Genomic DNA, 19,027 nt, shown 5'->3' with positions numbered 1-19,027 from the left:
GGTGCGCACCTTTTGATGATTCTCCCCCAGTCTCCGACCGGGGGGACCCCCATGCTTCGTTCGCTCATGCCGCGGTCTCCTTCCGGGCCTCGTCCACGATCAGGGCGGGTGCCTCCGGGGCGCGCATGCAGGCCAGCAGGATCTCCTCCAGGCTCGGCGCCATGACGTCCCAGGGGGCGTCGGGGGTGGCCTCCGGGCGGTCGGCGAGCGGTCCGGCCGGGCGGACCATGGCGCTGAACTGCCGTCCGCTGACGCGGGATTCGACGACGGTGTGCCGCTCGGCCAGCTCCCCGGGGACCCGGCCGTCGACGGTCCGCCCGGTCACCAGGGTGTGCGCGGGCACCAGTGCCTCGGTCGGGCCGGCCATCCGCAGCCGGCCGCCGGCCACGACGAGGAGGTGGTCGCACATCTCCTCGACCTCGGTCAGCATGTGGGACGACATCAGCACGGTGGTGCCGTGCTCGGCGGCCTCCGCCATCAGCAGCCCGGACAACTCGTCGCGGGCCAGCGGGTCCAGGTCGGACATCGGCTCGTCGAGCAGCAGCAGCTCCGGGCGCTTGCCGAAGGCGAGCGCGAAGGCGACGCGGGTGCGCTGGCCGCCGGAGAGCGTGCCGATCCGCGCGGCCGGCGCGATCCCGCCGCCGCGGACGATGCGTTCGGCCAGCGCCTGGTCCCAGCGCGGGTTGAGCTCGCGGCCGAGCCGGAGCGTCTCGGCGACCGTGAAGCGCGGGTAGAGGGGCTTGTCCTGCGCGAGGTAGGCGACGCGTTCCCGGGCGGCGGGGTCGCCGGCCGATGTGCCGCACAGCCGCAGGGTGCCGGTGGACGGCTCGATCAACCGGGCGGCGATGCCCAGGAGGGTGCTCTTGCCGGCGCCGTTGGGCCCGACCATGGCGCAGACGCGGCCGGCCGGCAGCCGGAAGGAGAACTCCCGGAGCGCCCACCGGCGGCGGAACCGCTTCCCCAGGTCGTCGGCCTCGATCGCCCAGGGGCCCGGGCTCGGGTCGTGCACGCTGATCCCCCCTTTAGCTAGTTAATTAGTGGAATGAGTATGGAGAGCGCCGCGGGAGGTGTCAAAGGCGGGATCGGCCCAAGCTGCCGCCGCAGGCGGAGCGGGCGGCGGACGTGCGGGGGCTAGGCGGCGCTGACCAGCTGCTTTGCCATGCAGCGACTGGACTCGTAGGTCCGGTAGTAGCCGAACTTCTCGTCGAACTCGACCATCGCGTAGCCGCTGGAGGCGTACAGGGAGAGCGCCTCGGGCTGCTCGGTGCCGGTCTCCAGCACCATCCGGGTGCGGCCCGCCGCCAGGGCGTCCGTCTCCAGCGCGGCCAGGATCCGCCGGGCCAGCCCGCGGCCGCGGGCCTGCGGCACCACGAACATCCGCTTGATCTCGGCGTCCCCGGTGGCGTACCCCTCCGCGAGGTCCTCCTGCACCCGCCAGCCGCCGGTGGCCAGCGGCACGCCGTCCTCGTACGCGATCAGGTACAGGCCGCACGGCGGCACGAACATCTCCGGCGCCAGCGGCGTCAGGTCGCCGTCGCCGTACCGCCGGACGTACTCCTGCTGCACCTGCTCGTCGAGCAGGGCCGCGTCGGGGTGGTCGTAGCGGACGGGACGTATCTCCATGACGCGAAGGGTACGGAAGGGCCGCCCGCGACCGAAGGGCAGGGCGGGCCCGGCGGGGGTGAGGTGGACCACCCCCGGATGGACCGCCTCACTTGCTGATGGAGTTGGAGCAGCCGATGATCGGGAGCAGGTTGGTGGACTGGAGGCCGCTGCCGACCCCGACGGCGCCGACGGCGTCGACGGGGAGGACCGTTCTGAGGCACGAACTGGACTGCCGGATGCCGAGCAGGTCGCTGTCGGCCTGGGCGGTGCCGGTGCCCAGGAGGGCGGCGCCGCACAGGAGGGCGGCGGCGGTGGTGGTCCTGCCGAGGTTGCGCATGTCGTCTCCAAGGGGTGCTTTGGTGCGCTCTGATGCCGGTTGACTCCGTAGAGTGACGAAAGGGTAATCGGAGGAGTGGCGGCTCGGCTGGTGACGCGCCGTGGGGCCGCCGCACGCCCGCCCGTCTCGTCGTATGCGGGGGTGGGCCCGGCCGACGGGTGCCGGGTTAGGGTGCCGGGATGCTGACCGTGACCTCTGTGAACGTGAACGGGCTGCGGGCCGCGGCCAAGAAGGGCTTCGTGCCGTGGCTGGCCGGGACCGACGCCGATGTGCTCTGCCTCCAGGAAGTGCGGGCCGAGACCGCCCAGCTGCCGGACGAGGTGCGGGAGCCGGCCGGCTGGCACACCGTGCACGCGCCGGCCGCCGCCAAGGGCCGGGCCGGGGTCGCGCTCTACACGCGGCGGGAGCCGGACCGGGTGCGGGTCGGCTTCGGGTCGGCGGAGTTCGACGACAGCGGGCGCTACGTCGAGGCGGACCTGCCCGGGGTGACGGTGGCCAGCCTCTACCTGCCGTCCGGCGAGGTCGGCACCGAGCGGCAGGACGAGAAGGAACGCTTCATGGCGGAGTTCCTGCCGTATCTGGTCGGGCTGCGCGAGCGCGCCGCGGCGGACGGCCGCGAGGTGGTGGTCTGCGGTGACTGGAACATCGCCCACCGGGAGGCCGACCTGAAGAACTGGAAGGCCAACCAGAAGAAGTCCGGCTTCCTGCCGGAGGAGCGGGCCTGGCTGTCCGGGGTGCTGGACGAGGAGCGGGGCGGCTATGTGGACGCCGTCCGCGCGCTGCACCCGGACGCCGAGGGGCCGTACTCGTGGTGGTCCTACCGCGGGCGGGCCTTCGACAACGACGCCGGGTGGCGCATCGACTACCACATGTGCACGCCCGGACTGGCGGCCCGGGCCGTCAAGGCGTACGTGGAGCGGGCGGCCTCCTACGACCAGCGGTGGAGCGACCATGCGCCGGTGACGGTGGTGTACGAGGCGTAGGCGTCCGCCGGTCCGCCGGGCCCGGTCAGTCGTCGGCTTCCGCTGCGCCGTCGGTGTCCTGGGGCGGTGCGGTCCGGCCGCCCAGCAGGCTCTCCAGTTCTGTGCGGATGCGGCGGTCCATCGCCATGGAGAGTTCGGCCTCGACGACGCCCTTGGCCAGGGGGCGGAGGTTCTCCACCGCCTCGGTGGCCCGGGGGAGGTCGTCGAGCGTGGTGACGAGGTGGCGGCGGACGAGGGTGGTGAAGAGGTCGGCGAGGGCGTCGGCGTGCGCGCGGACCCGGCCGCCGGCCTCCAGTACGGCGGCGAGCGGGACGCCTTGGGCGACCAGGCTGGTGGAGGCGTCCAGCAGGCGCCGGCTGATGTGCACGAACTCGTCGCCGTCCACGGCCAGATAGCCGAGCGCGAGCGAGGCGGTGAGGTTCGCCGGGGTGACCTCGCCGCTGAAGTGGTCGGCCAGTTCCTCGGGGGTGAGGCGGACCGGGGTCTCCTCGGACCAGGGGGTCAGCAGCGGGCTGGGGAGGCCGAGGAGTTCGCCGACGTCGCGGCCGGTCTCGAAGGCGGTGAGGAGTTCGGCTATCCCGCCGAGGGTGTGGCCGCGCTCCAGGAGGGCGGCGATGGTGCGCAGGCGGGCGAGGTGGTGCTCGTTGTACCAGGCGATCCGGCCCTCGCGGCGGGGCGGCGGGATGAGCTTGCGCTCGCGGTAGAAGCGCAGCGTGCGGACGGTGATGCCGGCTTCCCGGGCCAGGTCGGCCATCCTGAACTCGCGCTCCTTCGGGGCGCTTTGGGGGTGCGTGTCCCCTTGGGGGGTGCGGGTGTCCGCGTCCCGGGGGCCCTGGGGGGTCGGTGCTGCCGCCTGGTCTGCCACGGGGCCAGCCTATGCGGGGCGGTGCCGGAGGGCCTCGGGTGTGACCGGAAGTAACTTCCCCCCGTTCGACCCCTACCGCTCGGTACGGGACTGTCCTACGCTCCAACCGTGCCAATCGTGCCAGTGATTGCTGGCGCGATTGGGGACGGTGAAGCGTCGACTCGGGAGGTGGCGGCGGCATGGCCGACGACGGGCAGCGGCATGTGCGGGTGGCGGTGATCGGATCGGGGTTCGGCGGACTGGGGGCCGCCGTACGGCTGCGGCGCGCGGGGATCACCGACTTCGTGGTCCTGGAGCGGGCGGACGCGGTGGGCGGCACCTGGCGGGACAACAGCTATCCGGGGTGCGCCTGCGACGTGCCCTCGCACCTGTACTCGTTCTCGTTCGCGCCCAATCCGGAGTGGCCGCGCAACTTCAGCGGGCAGCCGCACATCCGGGCGTACCTGGAGCGGGTGACGGACACCTTCGGGCTGCGGCCGCACCTGCGCCTCGGCGCCGAGGTGCGCGCCATGCGCTGGAACGGCCGGGAGCTGTGGTGGGAGATCGACACCGCCCAGGGGCCGTACACCGCCGATGTGGTGGTGTCGGCCACCGGGCCGCTCTCCGACCCGCAGATCCCCGACATCCCGGGGCTGGCGGACTTCCCCGGCAGGGTCTTCCACTCGGCGCGCTGGGACCACGACTACGACTTGCGGGGCAAACGGGTCGCCGTGGTCGGCACCGGCGCCTCGGCGATCCAGATCGTGCCGGAGATCCAGCCCGAGGTCGGCCGGCTGACGGTGTTCCAGCGGACCCCGCCGTGGGTGATGCCGCGGGCCGACCGGCGGATCAGCGGGCCCGAGCGGTGGCTGCACACCAAGGTGCCGGCCACCCGCCGACTGCGCCGCCAACTCCTGTGGGCCATCCGGGAGATGCAGGTCGGCGCGTTCACCAAGCGGCCCGGCGAGCTGGGACTCCTGGAAAACCTCGCCAAGTCGCACATGCGCAAGGCGATCAAGGACCCGGCGCTGCGCGCCCGGCTGACCCCCGACTACCGCATCGGCTGCAAGCGGATCCTGCTGTCCAACACCTGGTACCCGGCGCTGACCCGGCCCAACGTGGACGTGGTGACCTCCGGGCTGCGCGAGATCCGGGGCAACGTCCTGGTCGCGGCGGACGGCACCGAGGCCGAGGCGGACGCGATCGTCTTCGGCACCGGCTTCCACGTCACGGACATGCCGATCGCCCAGCGGGTCACCGGGGCCCGCGGTACCACCCTCGCCGAGGAGTGGACGGACGGCATGGCGGCGCTGCGCGGCACCAGCGCGGCCGGCTTCCCCAACTTCCTCACCATCATCGGGCCCAACACCGGCCTGGGGAACAGCTCGATGATCCTGATGATCGAGTCGCAGCTGAACTACCTCGTCGACTTCCTGCGCCAACTGGACCTCCTCGGCGGCCGGATCGCGCTGGACGCCCGGCGGTCCGCGGTCGACGAGTGGACCCGCACCGTCCAGCAGCGGATGCGGCGCACGGTGTGGAACACCGGCGGCTGCGACAGCTGGTACCTGGACGCCAACGGGCGCAACACCACCGCCTGGCCGGGCACCACCGCCGAGTTCCGCCGGGCGACCCGGCAGGTGGACCTGGCCGAGTACGAGGTGATCCGGCCGTCGAAGGGGCGACCGGAGGACGAACCGCCGCCGGCCGCCGAGGGCCGGGCGGTCACCGTGGGCCGCCAGGCCGCCGAGGGGGTGGCGGCATGAGGCGGCCGGCACACCTCACCCGGGGCCGCCACGCCCCGCCGGTGCCCCGCAGGACGCTGGAGGTCACCTCCGCCGACGGGTCCCGGCTGCACGCCGAGGTCCACGGCCCCGAGGACGCCCCGGCGGTGGTCCTGGCGCACGGCTGGACCTGCTCGACCGCGTTCTGGGCGGCGGTCGTCCGGGAACTGGCCGGCGACCACAAGGTGATCCTCTACGACCAGCGGGGCCACGGGCGCAGCCCGGCCGTGCCACCCGCCGGGTACAGCACCCGCGCGCTCGCCGACGACCTCGTCGCCGTCCTGGAGCAGAGTCTCGCTCCTGGTGAACGGGCGGTCGTCGGCGGGCACTCCATGGGCGGGATGACGATCATGGCCGCCGCCGAGCGGCCGGAGCTGCGCGCACGGGCCGCGGCCGTCCTGCTGTGCAGCACCGGCTGCGCCGACCTGGCCGCCGAGTCGCGGGTGTTCCCGCTGCCGACCCCCGGCGGCCGCCGGCGGGCGCACCGGCTCCTGCTCGGCTCGCGCGCCCCGCTCGGCCCGGTCTCCCCGGTCGCCGGGCACGCCCTGCGGTACGCCACGATGGGCCCCGGGTCGAGCGCCGAGCAGATCGAGGCGTGCGCGCGCATCGTGCACGCCTGCCCGACCGGCGTCCGGGCCCGCTGGGGCATGGTGCTCTACCACCTCCAACTGACCCGTGGCGTCAGCCGGTTGGAGGTGCCGACCGCGGTCCTCGCGGGCACCGCGGACCGGCTCACCCCCTTCGTGCACGCCCGGCGGCTGGCCTCGGTCCTGCCGCAGTGCGTGGGGCTCACCGAGCTGCCCGGGCTCGGCCATATGACCCCCGTCGAGGACCCGGACGCGGTCGCCGGACGGTTGCGGGAGCTCGTCCGCGACCACCTGGCCGACGTCGCCGCCCCGCACGACGAGCGCCCGGCCGCAGAGCAGAAGACGGAGCAGCAGCAGGCGGAGCGGCAGAAGGCAGAGCAGCAGAAGGCAGGGCGGCAGCAGACGGAGCAGCAGAAGAACGATCGGCAGAAGAACGATCCGCAGAAGAACGATCCGCAGAAGAAGGAGAAGGCGGCGTGAACGGAAGCAGGCTCGACGGGCAGGTCGTGGTCGTCACCGGCGCGGCGCGCGGGGTCGGGGCGCTGCTGGCGCGCAAGCTGTCGGCGCGCGGCGCGACCCTGGCGCTGGTCGGCCTGGAACCCGACGAACTGCGCGCGGTCGCCGCCTCGTTGCACGGCCCGGCCCACCACTGGCACGCCGACGTCACCGACCACGAGGCGATGTCCCGGGTCGCCGAGGAGGTGCGGCTCCGCTTCGGGAAGATCGACGTGGTCGTGGCCAACGCCGGGGTGGCGACCGGCGGTCCGTTCGCGGACTCCGACCCGGTGGCCTGGCGGCGCGTCATCGAGGTCAACCTGATCGGGAGCGCGGTCACCGGCCGGGCGTTCCTGCCGGCGCTGGCCGCCTCCCGCGGCTACTTCCTCCAGATCGCCTCGCTCGCCGCGATCACGCCGGCGCCGATGCTGAGTGCGTACTGCGCCTCCAAGTCGGGCGTGGAGGCGTTCGCGCACAGCCTGCGGGCCGAGGTCGGCCACAGGGGCGTCCGGGTCGGGGTCGGCTATCTGAGCTGGACCGACACCGACATGGTGCGCGGCGCCGACCGCGAGGACCTGATGCGGGAGTTGCGCGCCCGGCTGCCCTGGCCGTCCAACAAGACCTATCCGCTGGGCCCGGCCGTGGACCGCCTGGTGGCCGGAATCGAGCGCCGCTCCGCGCACGTCTACGGGCAGTGGTGGCTGCGCGGGATGCAGTCGGTGCGCGGGTATCTGCCCGCCGTCATAGGCACGGTGGGGCAGCGCGAGATGCGGCGGTTCGGGGGCCGGCTCGACGGGTTCCGGCCCGGGCTCGTCGGCGCGGGCGGCGAGGCGGACGAGAAGGCCCGGACGAGCGGCTAGGAACGGCCGGGGGAGGCGGGTTCAGGGCCGGCGCAGGCCCGGGACCGGCCACGGAGAGTGCCCGATTGTGATCGAAATGCGACGGATGTCTGTTCGTGTCACGCTTGTCGAGCCCGATCCCCAACACCCCCTACAGGAGTGAACAGCATGGGCATCGAAGACCAGTTCAAGGACAAGGCGCAGCAGCTCAAGGACGAGGCCAAGCGACGGGCCCAGCAGGGCAGTGAGCGGGGCCGGCAGCAGGAGCAGGAGCGCGGCCGGCAGGCCCAGGAGCGCGGCCAGCAGTCCCGGGAGCGCGGTCAGCAGTCGCTGGACGACGTCGAGGACCGCTACGAGAGCTGACGCCTGGACGTCCGGAGTGACGGGCGTCTGACGTCCTGAACGAGGGTCGTTCGTCTCATGAAGGGGCGCATCCGTGATCCGGGTGCGCCCCTTCAGCGTGCCGCGTCGAGGCCGGAGGCGATCGGCCCGGTCAACTGGTCAACGTCAACGGGGCCTGGTCGACGGTCAGTCGTCGGCGCGCGGCGGGAGCGGGGGCCGGCGCCGGTCCGGGACGTCCGAGAGGTCCGGCGGGGTCGCCGAGGGGTGGCGCTCCAGCAGTTCCAGCGCGGTGCGCACCGCGACGCCGAGCTGCGGGTGCCGGCCCTCCGCCCAGTGCAGCGGCGAGCGCAGCGCCTCGATGTCCACCTCGACGCCGTGGTTCTCCACGCCCCAGCCGTAGAGGCGGAACCACGCGGCGTTCATCGGGACGGTGATCTCGGTGCCGTCCGCGAGCCGGTGCCGGCCGGTCATGCCGACCACCCCGCCCCAGGTCCGGGTCCCCACCACCGGCCCGATGCCCTGGAGTTTGAACGCCGCGGTGATCATGTCGCCGTCGGACGAGGTCATCTCGTCGGCGACCGCGACCACCGGACCGCGCGGCGCGTTGCTGGTGTACGACACCGGCTCGGCGTCCCGGGTCAGGTCCCAGCCCATGATGGCCCGGGTCAGCTTCTCGATGACCAGCTCGGAGATGTTGCCGCCGGCGTTGCCGCGGACGTCCACGATCAGCGCGGGCATCGCGACCTCCCGCCGCAGGTCCCGGTTGAACTGCGCCCAGCCGGAGCCGCCCATGTCGGGGATGTGCAGATAGCCGCACCGGCCGCCGCTCAACTCCCGTACCACGGCCCGGCGTTTGGCCACCCAGTCCTGGTAGCGCAGCGGGCGCTCGTCGATCAGCGGGACCACCGCGACCCGGCGGGCGTGGCCGTTGCCGTTGGCGTCCCCCTCCGGCGGCGAGAACGTCAGCTCCACGGTCGTGCCGCCGGCCGCGGCCAGCAGCGGGTACGGGCCGGTCACCGGGTCCACCGGCCGCCCGTCGACATGGGTGAGCGCGCTGCCCGCGCGGACACCCGTACCGGCCAGCGGCGAGCGGGCCTTGGAGTCGGAGGACTCGCCGGGCAGGATCCGCTTGAGCACCCACCGGCCGTCCCGGCACACGAAGTTGGCGCCGAGCAGGCCGATCGGGCGCTGGTAGTGCGGCGGCCCCTCGTTGCGCCGGGCACCGGCGACATAGGCGTGCGAGGTGCCCAGCTCGCCCAGCACCTCGCGCAGCAGATCGGCGAACTCGTCGGGGGCGGCGACCCGTTCCAGCAGCGGCCGGTACTGCGCCAGCACGCCCTCCCAGTCGATCCCGCACAGCTTCGGGTCCCAGAAGTACGCCCGGACGATCCGGCCCGCCTCGTCGAACGCCTGCCGCCACTCCGCGCCGGGATCGACGTCGTGCAGGATGCGCCGCAGGTCCAGGTAGACCGTGGTGTCGCCGTCCGCGGGCTCGGCCGCGGGCACCGCGCGCAGCTCGCCCTCGTCGTTGACGACCAGCCGGGTGCCGTCGCCGCTGAGCGCGAACCCGTCCAGGGAACTGGTGAGTTCGGTGCGCCGCGCCTTGGCCAGGTCGAAGTGCTCCAGGGTGGGCCGGCCCGAGGTGTCGGCCGGGTTGGCGAAGGTCTCGCCCAGCGCGCCGGAGATCGGCCAGCGCAGCCACACCAGCCCGCCGCCGCCGACCGGCCGCAGTGAGGAGTACTTGGACGCCGCGACCGGGAACGGTGTGACGCGGTTGGCCAGCCCCTCCACCTCCACCAGCACCGGGCCCTCGCCGCTCGGCGGAGGGTTCTCGTCCGGATCCAGCCCGCCGGCGGCCGGCCGCCCCTCCGGTGACAGTGCGAACGGGGACGGCGTCGCCGACGACAGCGGGACCAGGTAGGGGCGGCAGCCCAACGGGAACGACAGGTCGCCGGTGTGCACGTCGTAGACCGGGTCGAAGCCGCGCCAGGACAGGAACGCCAGATAGCGGCCGTCCCGGGTGAACACCGGCTGCTCGTCCTCGAAGCGGCCGTTGGTGACGTCGACGATGTGGCCGTCGGACAGCCGGGCCATGCTGATCCTGCGCAGCGAGCGGCCGATGCCCGGGTGCGACCAGGTCAGCCAGCGGGAGTCGGGGGAGAAGGCCAGATCGCGGACCGGGCCGTTGGCGGACCGGGTCAGCTCGGTGACCACCTGGCCGGGGCCACCGTCCGGCACGACGTCGGGCCCGCCGCCGGGGCCGCCCGCACCGCCCTCTTCCGCCTCCGCCGCCCCGGTCTCCACCAGCAGCAGCCGCCCGTCGTGGGAGGCCACCGCCAGCCGCTCGCCGTCCGGCGCCGGGACCAGCTCGTGCACCCGGCCCAGCGCCCCGGCCGCCAGCCGGCGCGGGGTGCCCGGACCGCTGGCCCGCGGCAGATCGGCGATCTCGACGGCGTCGTCGCCCTCGGCGTCCGTGACGTACGCGATCCGCCCGGTGGCGCCCAGCATCACCGGCAGCCGGACCCGGACGCCCGGGACGTCGTGGATCGTCCGGGCCGGGCCGTCGCGGTGGGTGAGCCAGTACAGGCTGCCGCGCACCCCGACCGCGCTGGCCCGCCCGGTGGCGTCCACCGCCAGGCCGGTGACGTGCGAGGCGGCCGGGACCTGGTAGACCCGGCGGCCGGCCCGCGGACCGCCCAGCCGCACCGCGAGCCGTCGCGGTGCCGCGTCCGGGGCCAGGTCGTCGACCAGCCACAGGTCGCCGGCGCACTGGTAGACGATCCGGGAACCGTCCGTCGAGGCGTGCCGGGCGTAGAAGTCCGCGTGGTCGCTGTGCCGGCGCAGATCGGTGCCGTCCGGCAGACAGGAGTAGACGTTGCCGACGCCCTCGTGGTCGGAGAGGAAGGCGATCCGCCCGCCGGTGAACATCACCGAGTCCAGGTGCCCGTGCAGATCCGGCAGTAGCCGGGTCCCGTGCAGCCACATCCGGCCCATCGCCCCGCCCCGGTAGCGCTTCCAGGACGCCGGCTCGTGCGGCGGTTTGCCGCTGAGCAGCAGGGTGCGGCGCTCCCCGCCGAGGTCGGCCATGGCGATGTCGGCGACCGGCCCCCACGGCAGCTGCCCGCCGGGGCTGCCGTCGGTGGCCAGGCAGTACGCCCAGGAGTAGTACGAGAACGGCTGGCCGTGCGAGGACACCGCCAGGATCTGCGTCCGGCCCTCGTGGTCCGGCGGCGTCCAGCCGCAGACCCGGGCGTCGGTACTGCCCCAGTACGTCAGCCGCCGGGCCGGGCCGCCCGCCACCGGCGCCAGGTGGATCTCCGGGTCGAGGCTGCGCCAGCTGGTGAACGCGATCAGGGTGCCGTCGGGGGAGAAGCGCGGCGGGCCCACCCGGGTGCGGTCCACGGTCAGCCGCCAGGCCCGGTCCGGCTCCGCGCCGGCCGGCGCGAGCGGCGCCAGCCACAGGTCGTCCTCGGCGGCGAAGCAGAGCAGATCGCCGTGGAGGTGCGGAAACCGCAGATACGCCTCGGGTGCATCGCTCACGCACCCATGGTTTCGGCGCCGCGGACGGGCGGCAACTCGGCCTGTCCGGACGGCGTGCGCCCCGCGCACCCCCGCCCCGGCCCCCTGCGGACCCCGTCCCGGTCGCCGCTCAGCCGCCGCTCAGCCGCGTCGGACGCGGTCACCGCCGGCCGCAGGAGGACAAGAGAGACCGCCGCCGGCGGCCCCGACGGGGCGGGCCGGACCCGATGTGAGGAACGCCACGCCCCCGGCCCCTGGCGGTCCCCCTGGTCATGAGCATGGATTCCGGCGTTGCACCATTGATGGGTCATCTAACGCGACGGAAGAGTGGGAAGCGAGTCAGTGGTGGACGTCCAGGGCACGGTGGAGGACGGCTTCGAGCCGGTCCGGGACGCCTTCGCAGCCAACTTCGCCCGCCGCGGCGACCGCGGCGCGGCGGTCGCCGTCTACAAGGACGGCCGCAAGGTCGTGGACCTCTGGGGCGGCACCAAGGACGGCGACGCCGCACCCGACGACGCCGCGGCCGCCCCCTGGGAGCCCGGCACCGCCCAGATCGTCCGCTCCGCCACCAAGGGCATCGCCGCCACCGTCCTGCTCCTGCTGCACCAGCGCAGCCTGCTCGACCTGGACGCCCCGGTCGGCACGTACTGGCCCGAGTTCAAGGCCGCCGGCAAGGACCGCGTCCTGGTCCGCCACCTCCTCGCGCACCGCGCCGGCCTGCCGGTGCTGGACACCCCACTCACCCCCGCCCAGGCCGTCGACGGCGTCAGCGGCCCGGCCGCGGTCGCCGCCCAGGCCCCCGCCTGGACTCCGGGCACCGACCACGGCTACCACGCCCAGACCTACAGCTGGCTGCTGGGCGAACTGGTGCTGCGGGTCACCGGCCGCACCCTCGGCGCCTGGGTCGCCGAGGAGATATCCGGGCCGCTCGGCCTCGACCTGTGGATCGGCCTCCCCGCCGAGGCCCGCCCCCGCGTCGGCCGCCTCGCCCCCGTCGAGGCCCCGGCCCGCCCCGCCTCCGCCGGCCTGCGGATCCGCCCCAAGCAGTCGGTCGCCGACGCGTACGCCGACCCGTCCTCCCTCACCAGCCGCGCCTTCGCCGCGATCTCCCCGGCCCCCGACGAGAACGACGACGCCTACCGCGCCGGCGAACTCCCCGCCTCCGCCGGCATCGCCACCGCCCCCGCGCTGGCCCGCGCCTACGCCGCGCTGATCGGCCCGGTCGACGGCCACCCCCGGCTCTTCGCCCCGGCCACCCTGACCCTCGCCCGCACCGAGGAGTCCGCCGGCCCCGACCGCACCCTCCTCGTCAACACCCGCTTCGGCCTGGGCTTCATGCTCCACGGCCCGGCGTCGCCGCTCCTCGGCCCCGGCTCGTTCGGCCACCCCGGCCGCGGCGGCGCGCTCGCCTTCGCCGACCCGGAGAGCGGGGTCGCCTTCGGCTACGTCACGAACGGCATGCAGCGGAACGTGACCGCGGATCCGCGGGCGCAGGCGTTGGTCCGAGCCGTAGCCGCCGTGGGCGGCTGAGCTTCCCCCGTTGTCGGGTGACCCGCCGTGGCCTGTTTTTCCGCCTTCGGCGGGAGGGGGTTGTGGGGCGGGGGCCCCGCGTCGTTTGTGGTGGCGGGGCCGGGAGCTCCGGGGCGGGTTGTCGGACTGCTGCGCTTTACGTCCGACAACCCGCCCCTCCGCCCCCGTCCCCTCCCGTAGGGGTCGGGCCCCCGCCCCGGTGGGGGTGAGCAAAAACCCGGACGGTGGCGGGTGTTGGGGCGGCAGCCGGCCGAATCGGCGCTCTGACACGATCTCCCCATGGCAAGTTCTTCGAACGCGCAATCGATGGCGTATGCGCATGTCGGCTCGGTCCTGAGCGGCCTCGGCATGGTTCCGGAGGAGAAGGTGCGCAGCGTCCTCGACGACTTCGCGGACTGCGCGTACGAGGAGTCGGACCCGTACGGGGCGGCCAGGGCGCTGGAGTCGTTCGGGGTGGCGACCACGAGGCGGCCTGCAACGCCATCGCCGAGACCGCCCTGGAGCGGCTGACGCCGCGCGTCCTGTGCGGCCCTGGCCAACCTGACCCGCACGCTCTCCGGCCACGCCGCCCCCCCCGCGGCGTCCGGGTCAACCTCGTCGCCCCGGGCACCGTCCACACCCCCAACTGGACCGGCCGCGAGGAGAACCTCCAACGCGCCGCATCCATCTACCCGTTGGGCCGAGTAGGCCGCCCCGAGGACATCGCCGCCGCCGTCGCCTACCTGGCCTCCCCCGACGCCTCCTGGGTCACCGGCATCACCCTCCCCGTGGACGGCGGCGTCCTCGTGGCCGACACCGCCCTCCACCAAGCCCTGCACGGCGTCTGAGCAGAGGCGCCGGGGCCACCTCTGCCCCCACCCGGCTCCTCTCCACCCCCACCGGGGCGGGGGCCCGACCCGTACGGGAGGGGACGGGGGCGGAGGGGCGGGTTGTCGGACGTAAAGCGCAGCAGTCCGACAACCCGCCCCGGAGCTCCCGGCCCCGCCACCACAAACGACGCGGGGCCCCCGCCCCACAACCCCCTCCCGCCGAAGGCGGAAAAACAGGCCACGGCGGGGCACCCGACAACGTGGGGAAAGCCCCGGCGTCAGCCGGCCAGCATGAGACCGATCCCCACCACCATCACCCCCGCCGCCGCCACCCGCGGAAACCCGAACCGTTCCTTGAAGAACAGTGCCCCGATCGCGGCCCCGACGATGATCGACGACTCGCGCAGTGCGGCGATGGGCGCCAGTGGGGCGCGGGTCTGGGCCCACAGCACCAGGCCGTAGGCGAACACCGACAGCACCCCGCCGGCCAGCCCGCGCAGCGCCAGCGGACGGAGTTCGGCAGCGAGTCGGCCGCGCCGGGTGGCCAGCGCGTAGACGGGGATCGCGAGCCCTTCGAGGATCATCAGCCAGGCGATGTAGCCGAGGGCGGTCCCGGAGGCGCGGACGCCCAGGCCGTCGACGGTGGTGTACGAGGCGATGGACAGGCCGGTGGCGACCGCCGCCGCTATCGCCGGCCAGTGCGGGCGGGAGCCCTCCCCCCTTGCCCTGACGGCATGGGAGGTGCCGCCGTCCCGGATGCCCCACAGGGCCATCCCCACCAGGCCGGCCGAGGCGAGCGTCACGCCGGCCAGCACCCAGCGGTCCGGCACCTCGTGCACGAAGACCGCGGCGAGGACGGTGACGACCAGCGGCGCGGTGCCGCGGGCGATCGGATACATCTGCCCGAAGTCGCCCAGCCGGAACGACTGCATCAGCAGGATCTGGTAGACGACGTGCAGCACCGCGGAGACCAGCAGATACGGCCAGGCGCCGGCCGCGGGCAGCGGGGTGAGGCCGGCCAGGGCGGCGCCGCAGAGCGCGCCGCCCCCGCCGACGAGGGTGAAGGCCAGCAGCTGGTCGCGTATGCCGTGGGCGAGGGCGTTCCAGCTGGCGTGGGTGACCGCGGCCAGCAGGACGGCCGCGACGACCAGCGGCGTCACGAGGTCTGCTCGCGGACGTCCACCAGCCGGGCCCCGGCGTGGGCGACCAGGGACTGCGGGTCGAGGGGGAAGACGGTGTGCGGGGTGCCCGCGGCGGCCCAGACGGTGGGGTGGGCGAGGATGCCGCGGTCGGCGAGGACGGGGGTGCGGGTGCGGTGGCCGAAGGGTGGGACGCCGCCGATGGCGTAGCCGGTGGTCTCCCGGACGAGATCGGCGTCGGCCCGCCGGACCCTGGTCGCGCCCAGCTCGGCCCGGACCCGCTCCACGTCGACCCGGGAGGCGCCGTCCATGAGCACCAGCACCGGCGCGCCATCGGCGGTGAAGATCAGCGACTTGACGATCTGGGCGAGGTCGCAGCCGACCGCGGCGGCGGCCTCCGCGGCGGTCCGGGTGGCCTCGGGGAACCGGCGGACCTCGACGCTCAGGCCGAGGCCGACGAGCGCCTCGGCGAAGCGCGGATGGGGCTGGGCGGTGGTGGCGGCAAGGGAGTTGTCGGTCACGGAATCGCTCATGGCCCGCACGCTAGCGAAAGCTGTACGGGCCATGCGAACGGCTTCCGGCCGGTGGACACCCCACGTCGACGGGGTGCCCGCGGGCGGCCGGGGCGGCTACTCGGCGGTGAGGATGGCGCGGACCAACGGGCCGGCGTTGGTGCCGCCGTGACCGCTGGCGGGCACGACCGCGGCGGCCGCCAGGTCGTTGCGGTAGGCGGCGAACCAGGCGTTGGGCTTGTCCTGGTTGTCGACCTCGGCGGAACCGGTCTTGGCGCCGACGTCCCCGCTGATCCCCTGCATCGCCTCGGCGCCCGTGCCGGACGTCGCGGTCAGCTTCATCAGCGCCTTGAGGTTGGCGGCGGTGTCCGGCTTCATGCTGCCGGCGGCCTTGGCGAACGTCCGGTTGTCCAGCGACGCGGCGACGATGTACGGCTGGCGGAAGGAGCCGGACTGGGCGGTGGCGGCGATCGAGGCGACGTTCAGCGGGTTCATCCGGACCCCGCCCTGACCGATCAGCGAGGCCGCCATCTGGGCGTCGTGCTGCACGGGGACGGCGCCGTCGAAGGTGGGGATGCCGGTCGCCCAGTTCAGCCCGATGCCGAAGACGTCCCGGGCCTCCTTCGTCAGGTCGTCGTCGGCGAGGTCCTTGGCGTGCCCGATGAAGGCGTTGTTGCAGGACGCCGCGAAGCTCTGCGCGAAGGTGCCGTCCGGGATCTCGGACTTGTTGAGGTTCTGGAACTTCCAGCCGCCGACGGTGACGAACTTCGGGCACGGGTTCTTCTTGTCCGGCGCCGTCAGGCCCTTGTCCATCAGCAGCGCGGAGGTGACGATCTTCATCGTCGAACCGGGCGCCAGCGACCCCTGGGTGGCGAGGTTGAAGCCGCCCGCGGGGGCGTAGGCGAGCGCCAGGATCTCCCCGGTGCTGGGCTTGACGGCGGCCGCGGCCGCGGTCTTCTTGCCCTTGACCGCGTTCTCGGCGGCCGCCTGCAGCTTGGCGTCCAGCGTCGTGTGCAGCGTGCCGGGGGTGCCCTTGGAGAGCACCTTCAGGGTCTTGTCGGGCTGCTGCTGGTTGCTGTCGGCGGACTTGGCGCGGTGGATGTACAGCTCCGCGCCCGGCTTGCCGTCGGTCTTGTTGCCGTACTTGGTGCGCAGGCTGTCCAGCACCCCGGCGAGCGACGGGTAGTCCTTGGCGGTCAGCTCGGTGCCGTTGCGGTCCACCGCCTTGATCGGGGGCGCCTCGGCCTCGCCGGTGCGCAGCTCGTCGCCCTTGGCCAGGCCCGGGTAGAGCGCCGACGGCTGCCAGGCGACCTGCGGCTTCCCGGTGGTCCTGTCGCGCTTGAGGGTCACCGCGCCGCCGTACGAGAACGGGGCCTTCACGGACTTGTAGGCGATCTCGGTGGTGGCCGTGTACGGCACCTTGTCGCCGGCCGGGGTGCCCGGCTTCAGCGCCACCTTGGTGAACTTCGCCTGCTGGGCGAAGGAGGTGAGCCCGGTGCGGGCGGCGTCCGGGTCGTCGGTCACCGAGGCGGCCTTCTGGATGTCGCCGGACTGCCAGGCGGTCAGGAAGGTCTGCGCGGTGGTGTCGATCTCCTTGGCCGTCAGCGGGCCGGTGGGCACCGAGGGACCGCCGTCGCCCGGTTTGGCGTCGGCCGCCCTGACGGCCTGGGGCGACGACCCGTCGGAGCCGCCGAACAGCGTGAAGCCGCCGACGACCCCGGCCACCAGGGCCGCCGAACCGCCGATCAGTCCGTATTTCACCTCGCGGCGCATGCCACCGATCCCCTCCCAGGAGCCCGAGTCCTTGAGTACGCACCCAAGAACGCCCATCGCACTCTAAGGGACACGGGCAGGCGCTGAGTCTCGATCGGGGCACGGTCCGGTGACACGCTGTCGCACCGTCGTGACGCTTGCGTCGCATCCCGCAGTTCGGGGCCCGTACGCGCAAGTGCCCTAGACCCAGCTGTCGAACCACATCCGGTTCTGCCATGCGCTCCGGGGAATCGGCAGGCCGGTGTAGAGCGGATAGAAGTAGACGAAATTCCACACGATCAGCAGAACGAGGACACCCGCGCCGACCGCTCCGACGGTGCGCCGCCGCTCGTCCGCCCGCGGCGGCCCGACGATCGCGCCGATCATCATCGCCAGCGCCAGGCACAGGAACGGCACGAAGACCACCGCGTAGAAGAGGAAGATGGTCCGCTCCTGGTAGAGGAACCACGGCAGATAGCCGGCCGCGACGCCGCAGGCGATCGCCCCGGCCCGCCAGTCCCGCCGGAACAGCCACCGCCACAGCACGTACAGCAGCGCGAAGCAGGCCGCCCACCACAGCAGCGGGGTGCCCAGCGCCAGCACCTCGCGGGCGCAGCCCTCGGCGGCCGTGCAGCCGTCCTGCCCGGCCTTGGGGTCCTCGTAGAAATACGAGACCGGGCGGCCCAGCACCAGCCAGCTCCACGGGTTGGACTGGTAGGTGTGCGGTGTGGTCAGGCCGGTGTGGAAGGCGTAGACCTCGGTCTGGTAGTGCCACAGGCTGCGCAGCCAGTCCGGCAGCCATGTGAAGGAGCTGTGCTGCCCCTCGGGGGAGGTGGCCCAGTCGCGGTAGTAGCCGCCCTTGGTGACGATCCAGCCCGTCCACGACGCCAGGTACGTGGCGAGCGCGACGACGACGGTGGAGACGAACGCGGGCAGCGCGTCGCGCCGCAGCACCGACCGGAACGGGCGCCGGGCGCCGGCCGTGCGCCGCGCCCCCATGTCCCACAGCACCGACATCAGCGCGAACGCCGCCAGGAAGTACAGGCCGTTCCACTTCGTCGCCGCCGACAGGCCCAGGCACAGCCCGGCCGCCAGCCGCCACGGGCGCCAGCCCAGCCGCAGCCGGTCGCCGACCTCGCCGTCCGGCCGGACCGTGCCCTCGGGGCCGGTGGGCAGCGCCGCCGCAAGCCGGGCCCGGGTGCGGTCCCGGTCCACCAGCAGGCAGCCGAAGCCGGCCAGCACCCAGAACATCACGATCAGGTCGAGCAGCGCGGTGCGGCTCATCACGAAGTGCAGCCCGTCCACCGCCAGCAGCGCGCCGGCCAGGCAGCCCAGCGCCGTCGAGCGCAGCAGCCGCCGCCCGATCCGGCAGACCAGCAGCACCGACAGGGTGCCCAGCAGCGCGGTCATGAACCGCCAGCCGAAGGGGTTCATCCCGAACGCCCACTCGCCCAGCGCGATCAACCACTTGCCCATCGGCGGATGGACGACGTACGAGTGCTCCGGCGAGAGCAGGATCTGCGGCGGGTGGGCCAGCAGCGCGTCGTTGGCGTTCTTCGCCCAGGTGCCCTCGTAGCCGTACTGAAGCAGCGACCAGGCGTCCTTGGGGTAGTACGTCTCGTCGAATATGACCTTGCGCGGGCTGCCGAGGTTCCAGAACGTCAGCACGCCCGCGCACAGCGTCACCAGCAGCGGGCCGAGCCAGCCCGCCCAGCGGGCCAGCCGCTGCGTCAGGCGCGGGCCGGCACCGAGCAGCGCCCACACCCGCCCGTCCGGTTCGGGGAACGGCGCCACCAGCCGCGTCCGGACGTCGGCCGTGGGCCGCCCGGCGTACCCGAAGCGGCGCAGCCGCCGCTGCCACACGGGCGGCCGGTCGGTCGGCTCCGGGGTGCGCGGGGCGGCCGCGTGCGTCGCGGTGGTGTCACTCGTCACCCGGCCCATCGTAGGGAA

At 73.8% G+C, this 19,027-nt stretch carries 16 protein-coding genes and 1 pseudogene; 8 read left to right on the top strand and 9 right to left on the bottom strand.

What is annotated here, in order from left to right; all coding sequences use genetic code 11:
• Positions 1-64: 64 nt before the first annotated feature.
• The 3 genes from K2224_RS03595 to K2224_RS03585 form a co-directional block, all read right to left on the bottom strand.
• The gene (locus K2224_RS03595) at positions 65-1,009 is read right to left on the bottom strand and encodes an ABC transporter ATP-binding protein (protein WP_221905216.1); all 945 of its coding nucleotides are present in this window, start codon (positions 1,007-1,009) and stop codon (positions 65-67) included.
• A gap of 122 nt (positions 1,010-1,131) precedes the next feature.
• Positions 1,132-1,623, bottom strand: a complete 492-nt coding sequence (locus K2224_RS03590) for a GNAT family N-acetyltransferase (RefSeq protein ID WP_221905215.1) — start codon at positions 1,621-1,623, stop codon at positions 1,132-1,134.
• Positions 1,624-1,711: 88 nt separating this feature from the next.
• A complete protein-coding gene (locus K2224_RS03585) occupies positions 1,712-1,942 on the bottom strand; it encodes a hypothetical protein (RefSeq protein WP_221905214.1) in 231 nt (76 codons plus the stop codon).
• Positions 1,943-2,121: 179 nt separating this feature from the next.
• On the opposite strand from K2224_RS03585, the gene K2224_RS03580 reads away from it, so the two are divergent.
• Entirely contained in the window at positions 2,122-2,925 is an 804-nt protein-coding gene (locus K2224_RS03580) for an exodeoxyribonuclease III (protein WP_221905213.1), read from the top strand.
• Between the two features lie 25 nt (positions 2,926-2,950).
• Here the strand turns inward: K2224_RS03580 and K2224_RS03575 are convergent, their stop codons facing one another.
• Positions 2,951-3,679, bottom strand: coding sequence for a MerR family transcriptional regulator (locus tag K2224_RS03575; protein WP_221909409.1), 729 nt, complete (start codon positions 3,677-3,679; stop codon positions 2,951-2,953).
• Between the two features lie 290 nt (positions 3,680-3,969).
• Between K2224_RS03575 and K2224_RS03570 the strand changes: the two genes are divergently transcribed.
• The 4 genes from K2224_RS03570 to K2224_RS03555 all read left to right on the top strand — a co-directional run bounded on the left by K2224_RS03570 (position 3,970) and on the right by K2224_RS03555 (position 7,837).
• On the top strand, positions 3,970-5,535 hold the full coding sequence (locus K2224_RS03570) for an NAD(P)/FAD-dependent oxidoreductase (protein WP_221905212.1): 1,566 nt from the start codon (positions 3,970-3,972) through the stop codon (positions 5,533-5,535).
• Positions 5,532-6,620 carry an alpha/beta fold hydrolase gene (locus tag K2224_RS03565; protein WP_260692323.1) on the top strand — a complete coding sequence of 363 codons (1,089 nt, stop codon included), beginning with the start codon at positions 5,532-5,534 and terminating at the stop codon, positions 6,618-6,620. Before K2224_RS03570 ends, K2224_RS03565 begins: the two co-directional genes overlap by 4 nt.
• Complete coding sequence (locus K2224_RS03560) at positions 6,617-7,495, top strand: SDR family oxidoreductase (protein WP_221905211.1); 879 nt, start codon at positions 6,617-6,619, stop codon at positions 7,493-7,495. Before K2224_RS03565 ends, K2224_RS03560 begins: the two co-directional genes overlap by 4 nt.
• Positions 7,496-7,642: 147 nt before the next feature.
• On the top strand, positions 7,643-7,837 hold the full coding sequence (locus K2224_RS03555) for a hypothetical protein (RefSeq protein ID WP_221905210.1): 195 nt from the start codon (positions 7,643-7,645) through the stop codon (positions 7,835-7,837).
• A 165-nt stretch (positions 7,838-8,002) separates the two neighbouring features.
• Here the strand turns inward: K2224_RS03555 and K2224_RS03550 are convergent, their stop codons facing one another.
• Complete coding sequence (locus tag K2224_RS03550; protein WP_221905209.1) at positions 8,003-11,356, bottom strand: S41 family peptidase; 3,354 nt, start codon at positions 11,354-11,356, stop codon at positions 8,003-8,005.
• Positions 11,357-11,677: 321 nt separating this feature from the next.
• Between K2224_RS03550 and K2224_RS03545 the strand changes: the two genes are divergently transcribed.
• The 3 genes and pseudogenes from K2224_RS03545 to K2224_RS03535 form a co-directional block, all read left to right on the top strand.
• Positions 11,678-12,865, top strand: coding sequence for a serine hydrolase domain-containing protein (locus K2224_RS03545; protein ID WP_221909408.1), 1,188 nt, complete (start codon positions 11,678-11,680; stop codon positions 12,863-12,865).
• Positions 12,866-13,144: 279 nt separating this feature from the next.
• Complete coding sequence (locus K2224_RS03540; RefSeq protein ID WP_221905208.1) at positions 13,145-13,375, top strand: hypothetical protein; 231 nt, start codon at positions 13,145-13,147, stop codon at positions 13,373-13,375.
• A 6-nt stretch (positions 13,376-13,381) separates the two neighbouring features.
• Positions 13,382-13,692 (top strand): annotated as a pseudogene (locus K2224_RS03535) (SDR family NAD(P)-dependent oxidoreductase); the annotation flags it as partial.
• Between the two features lie 260 nt (positions 13,693-13,952).
• On the opposite strand, the gene K2224_RS03530 reads toward K2224_RS03535, so the two are convergent.
• From K2224_RS03530 to K2224_RS03515, 4 genes are all read right to left on the bottom strand, one after another.
• Complete coding sequence (locus K2224_RS03530) at positions 13,953-14,834, bottom strand: DMT family transporter (protein ID WP_221905207.1); 882 nt, start codon at positions 14,832-14,834, stop codon at positions 13,953-13,955.
• Entirely contained in the window at positions 14,831-15,346 is a 516-nt protein-coding gene (locus tag K2224_RS03525; RefSeq protein WP_221905206.1) for a YbaK/EbsC family protein, read from the bottom strand. Before K2224_RS03525 ends, K2224_RS03530 begins: the two co-directional genes overlap by 4 nt.
• A 96-nt stretch (positions 15,347-15,442) precedes the next feature.
• Entirely contained in the window at positions 15,443-17,098 is a 1,656-nt protein-coding gene (locus tag K2224_RS03520; RefSeq protein WP_221905205.1) for a penicillin-binding transpeptidase domain-containing protein, read from the bottom strand.
• A gap of 180 nt (positions 17,099-17,278) precedes the next feature.
• Complete coding sequence (locus K2224_RS03515) at positions 17,279-19,018, bottom strand: dolichyl-phosphate-mannose--protein mannosyltransferase (protein WP_221905204.1); 1,740 nt, start codon at positions 19,016-19,018, stop codon at positions 17,279-17,281.
• Positions 19,019-19,027: the final 9 nt, after the last annotated feature.

This window comes from Streptomyces sp. BHT-5-2, assembly GCF_019774615.1.
Classification (GTDB): Bacteria; Actinomycetota; Actinomycetes; order Streptomycetales; family Streptomycetaceae; genus Streptomyces.
This window is presented reverse-complemented; position numbering and strand designations above follow the sequence as displayed.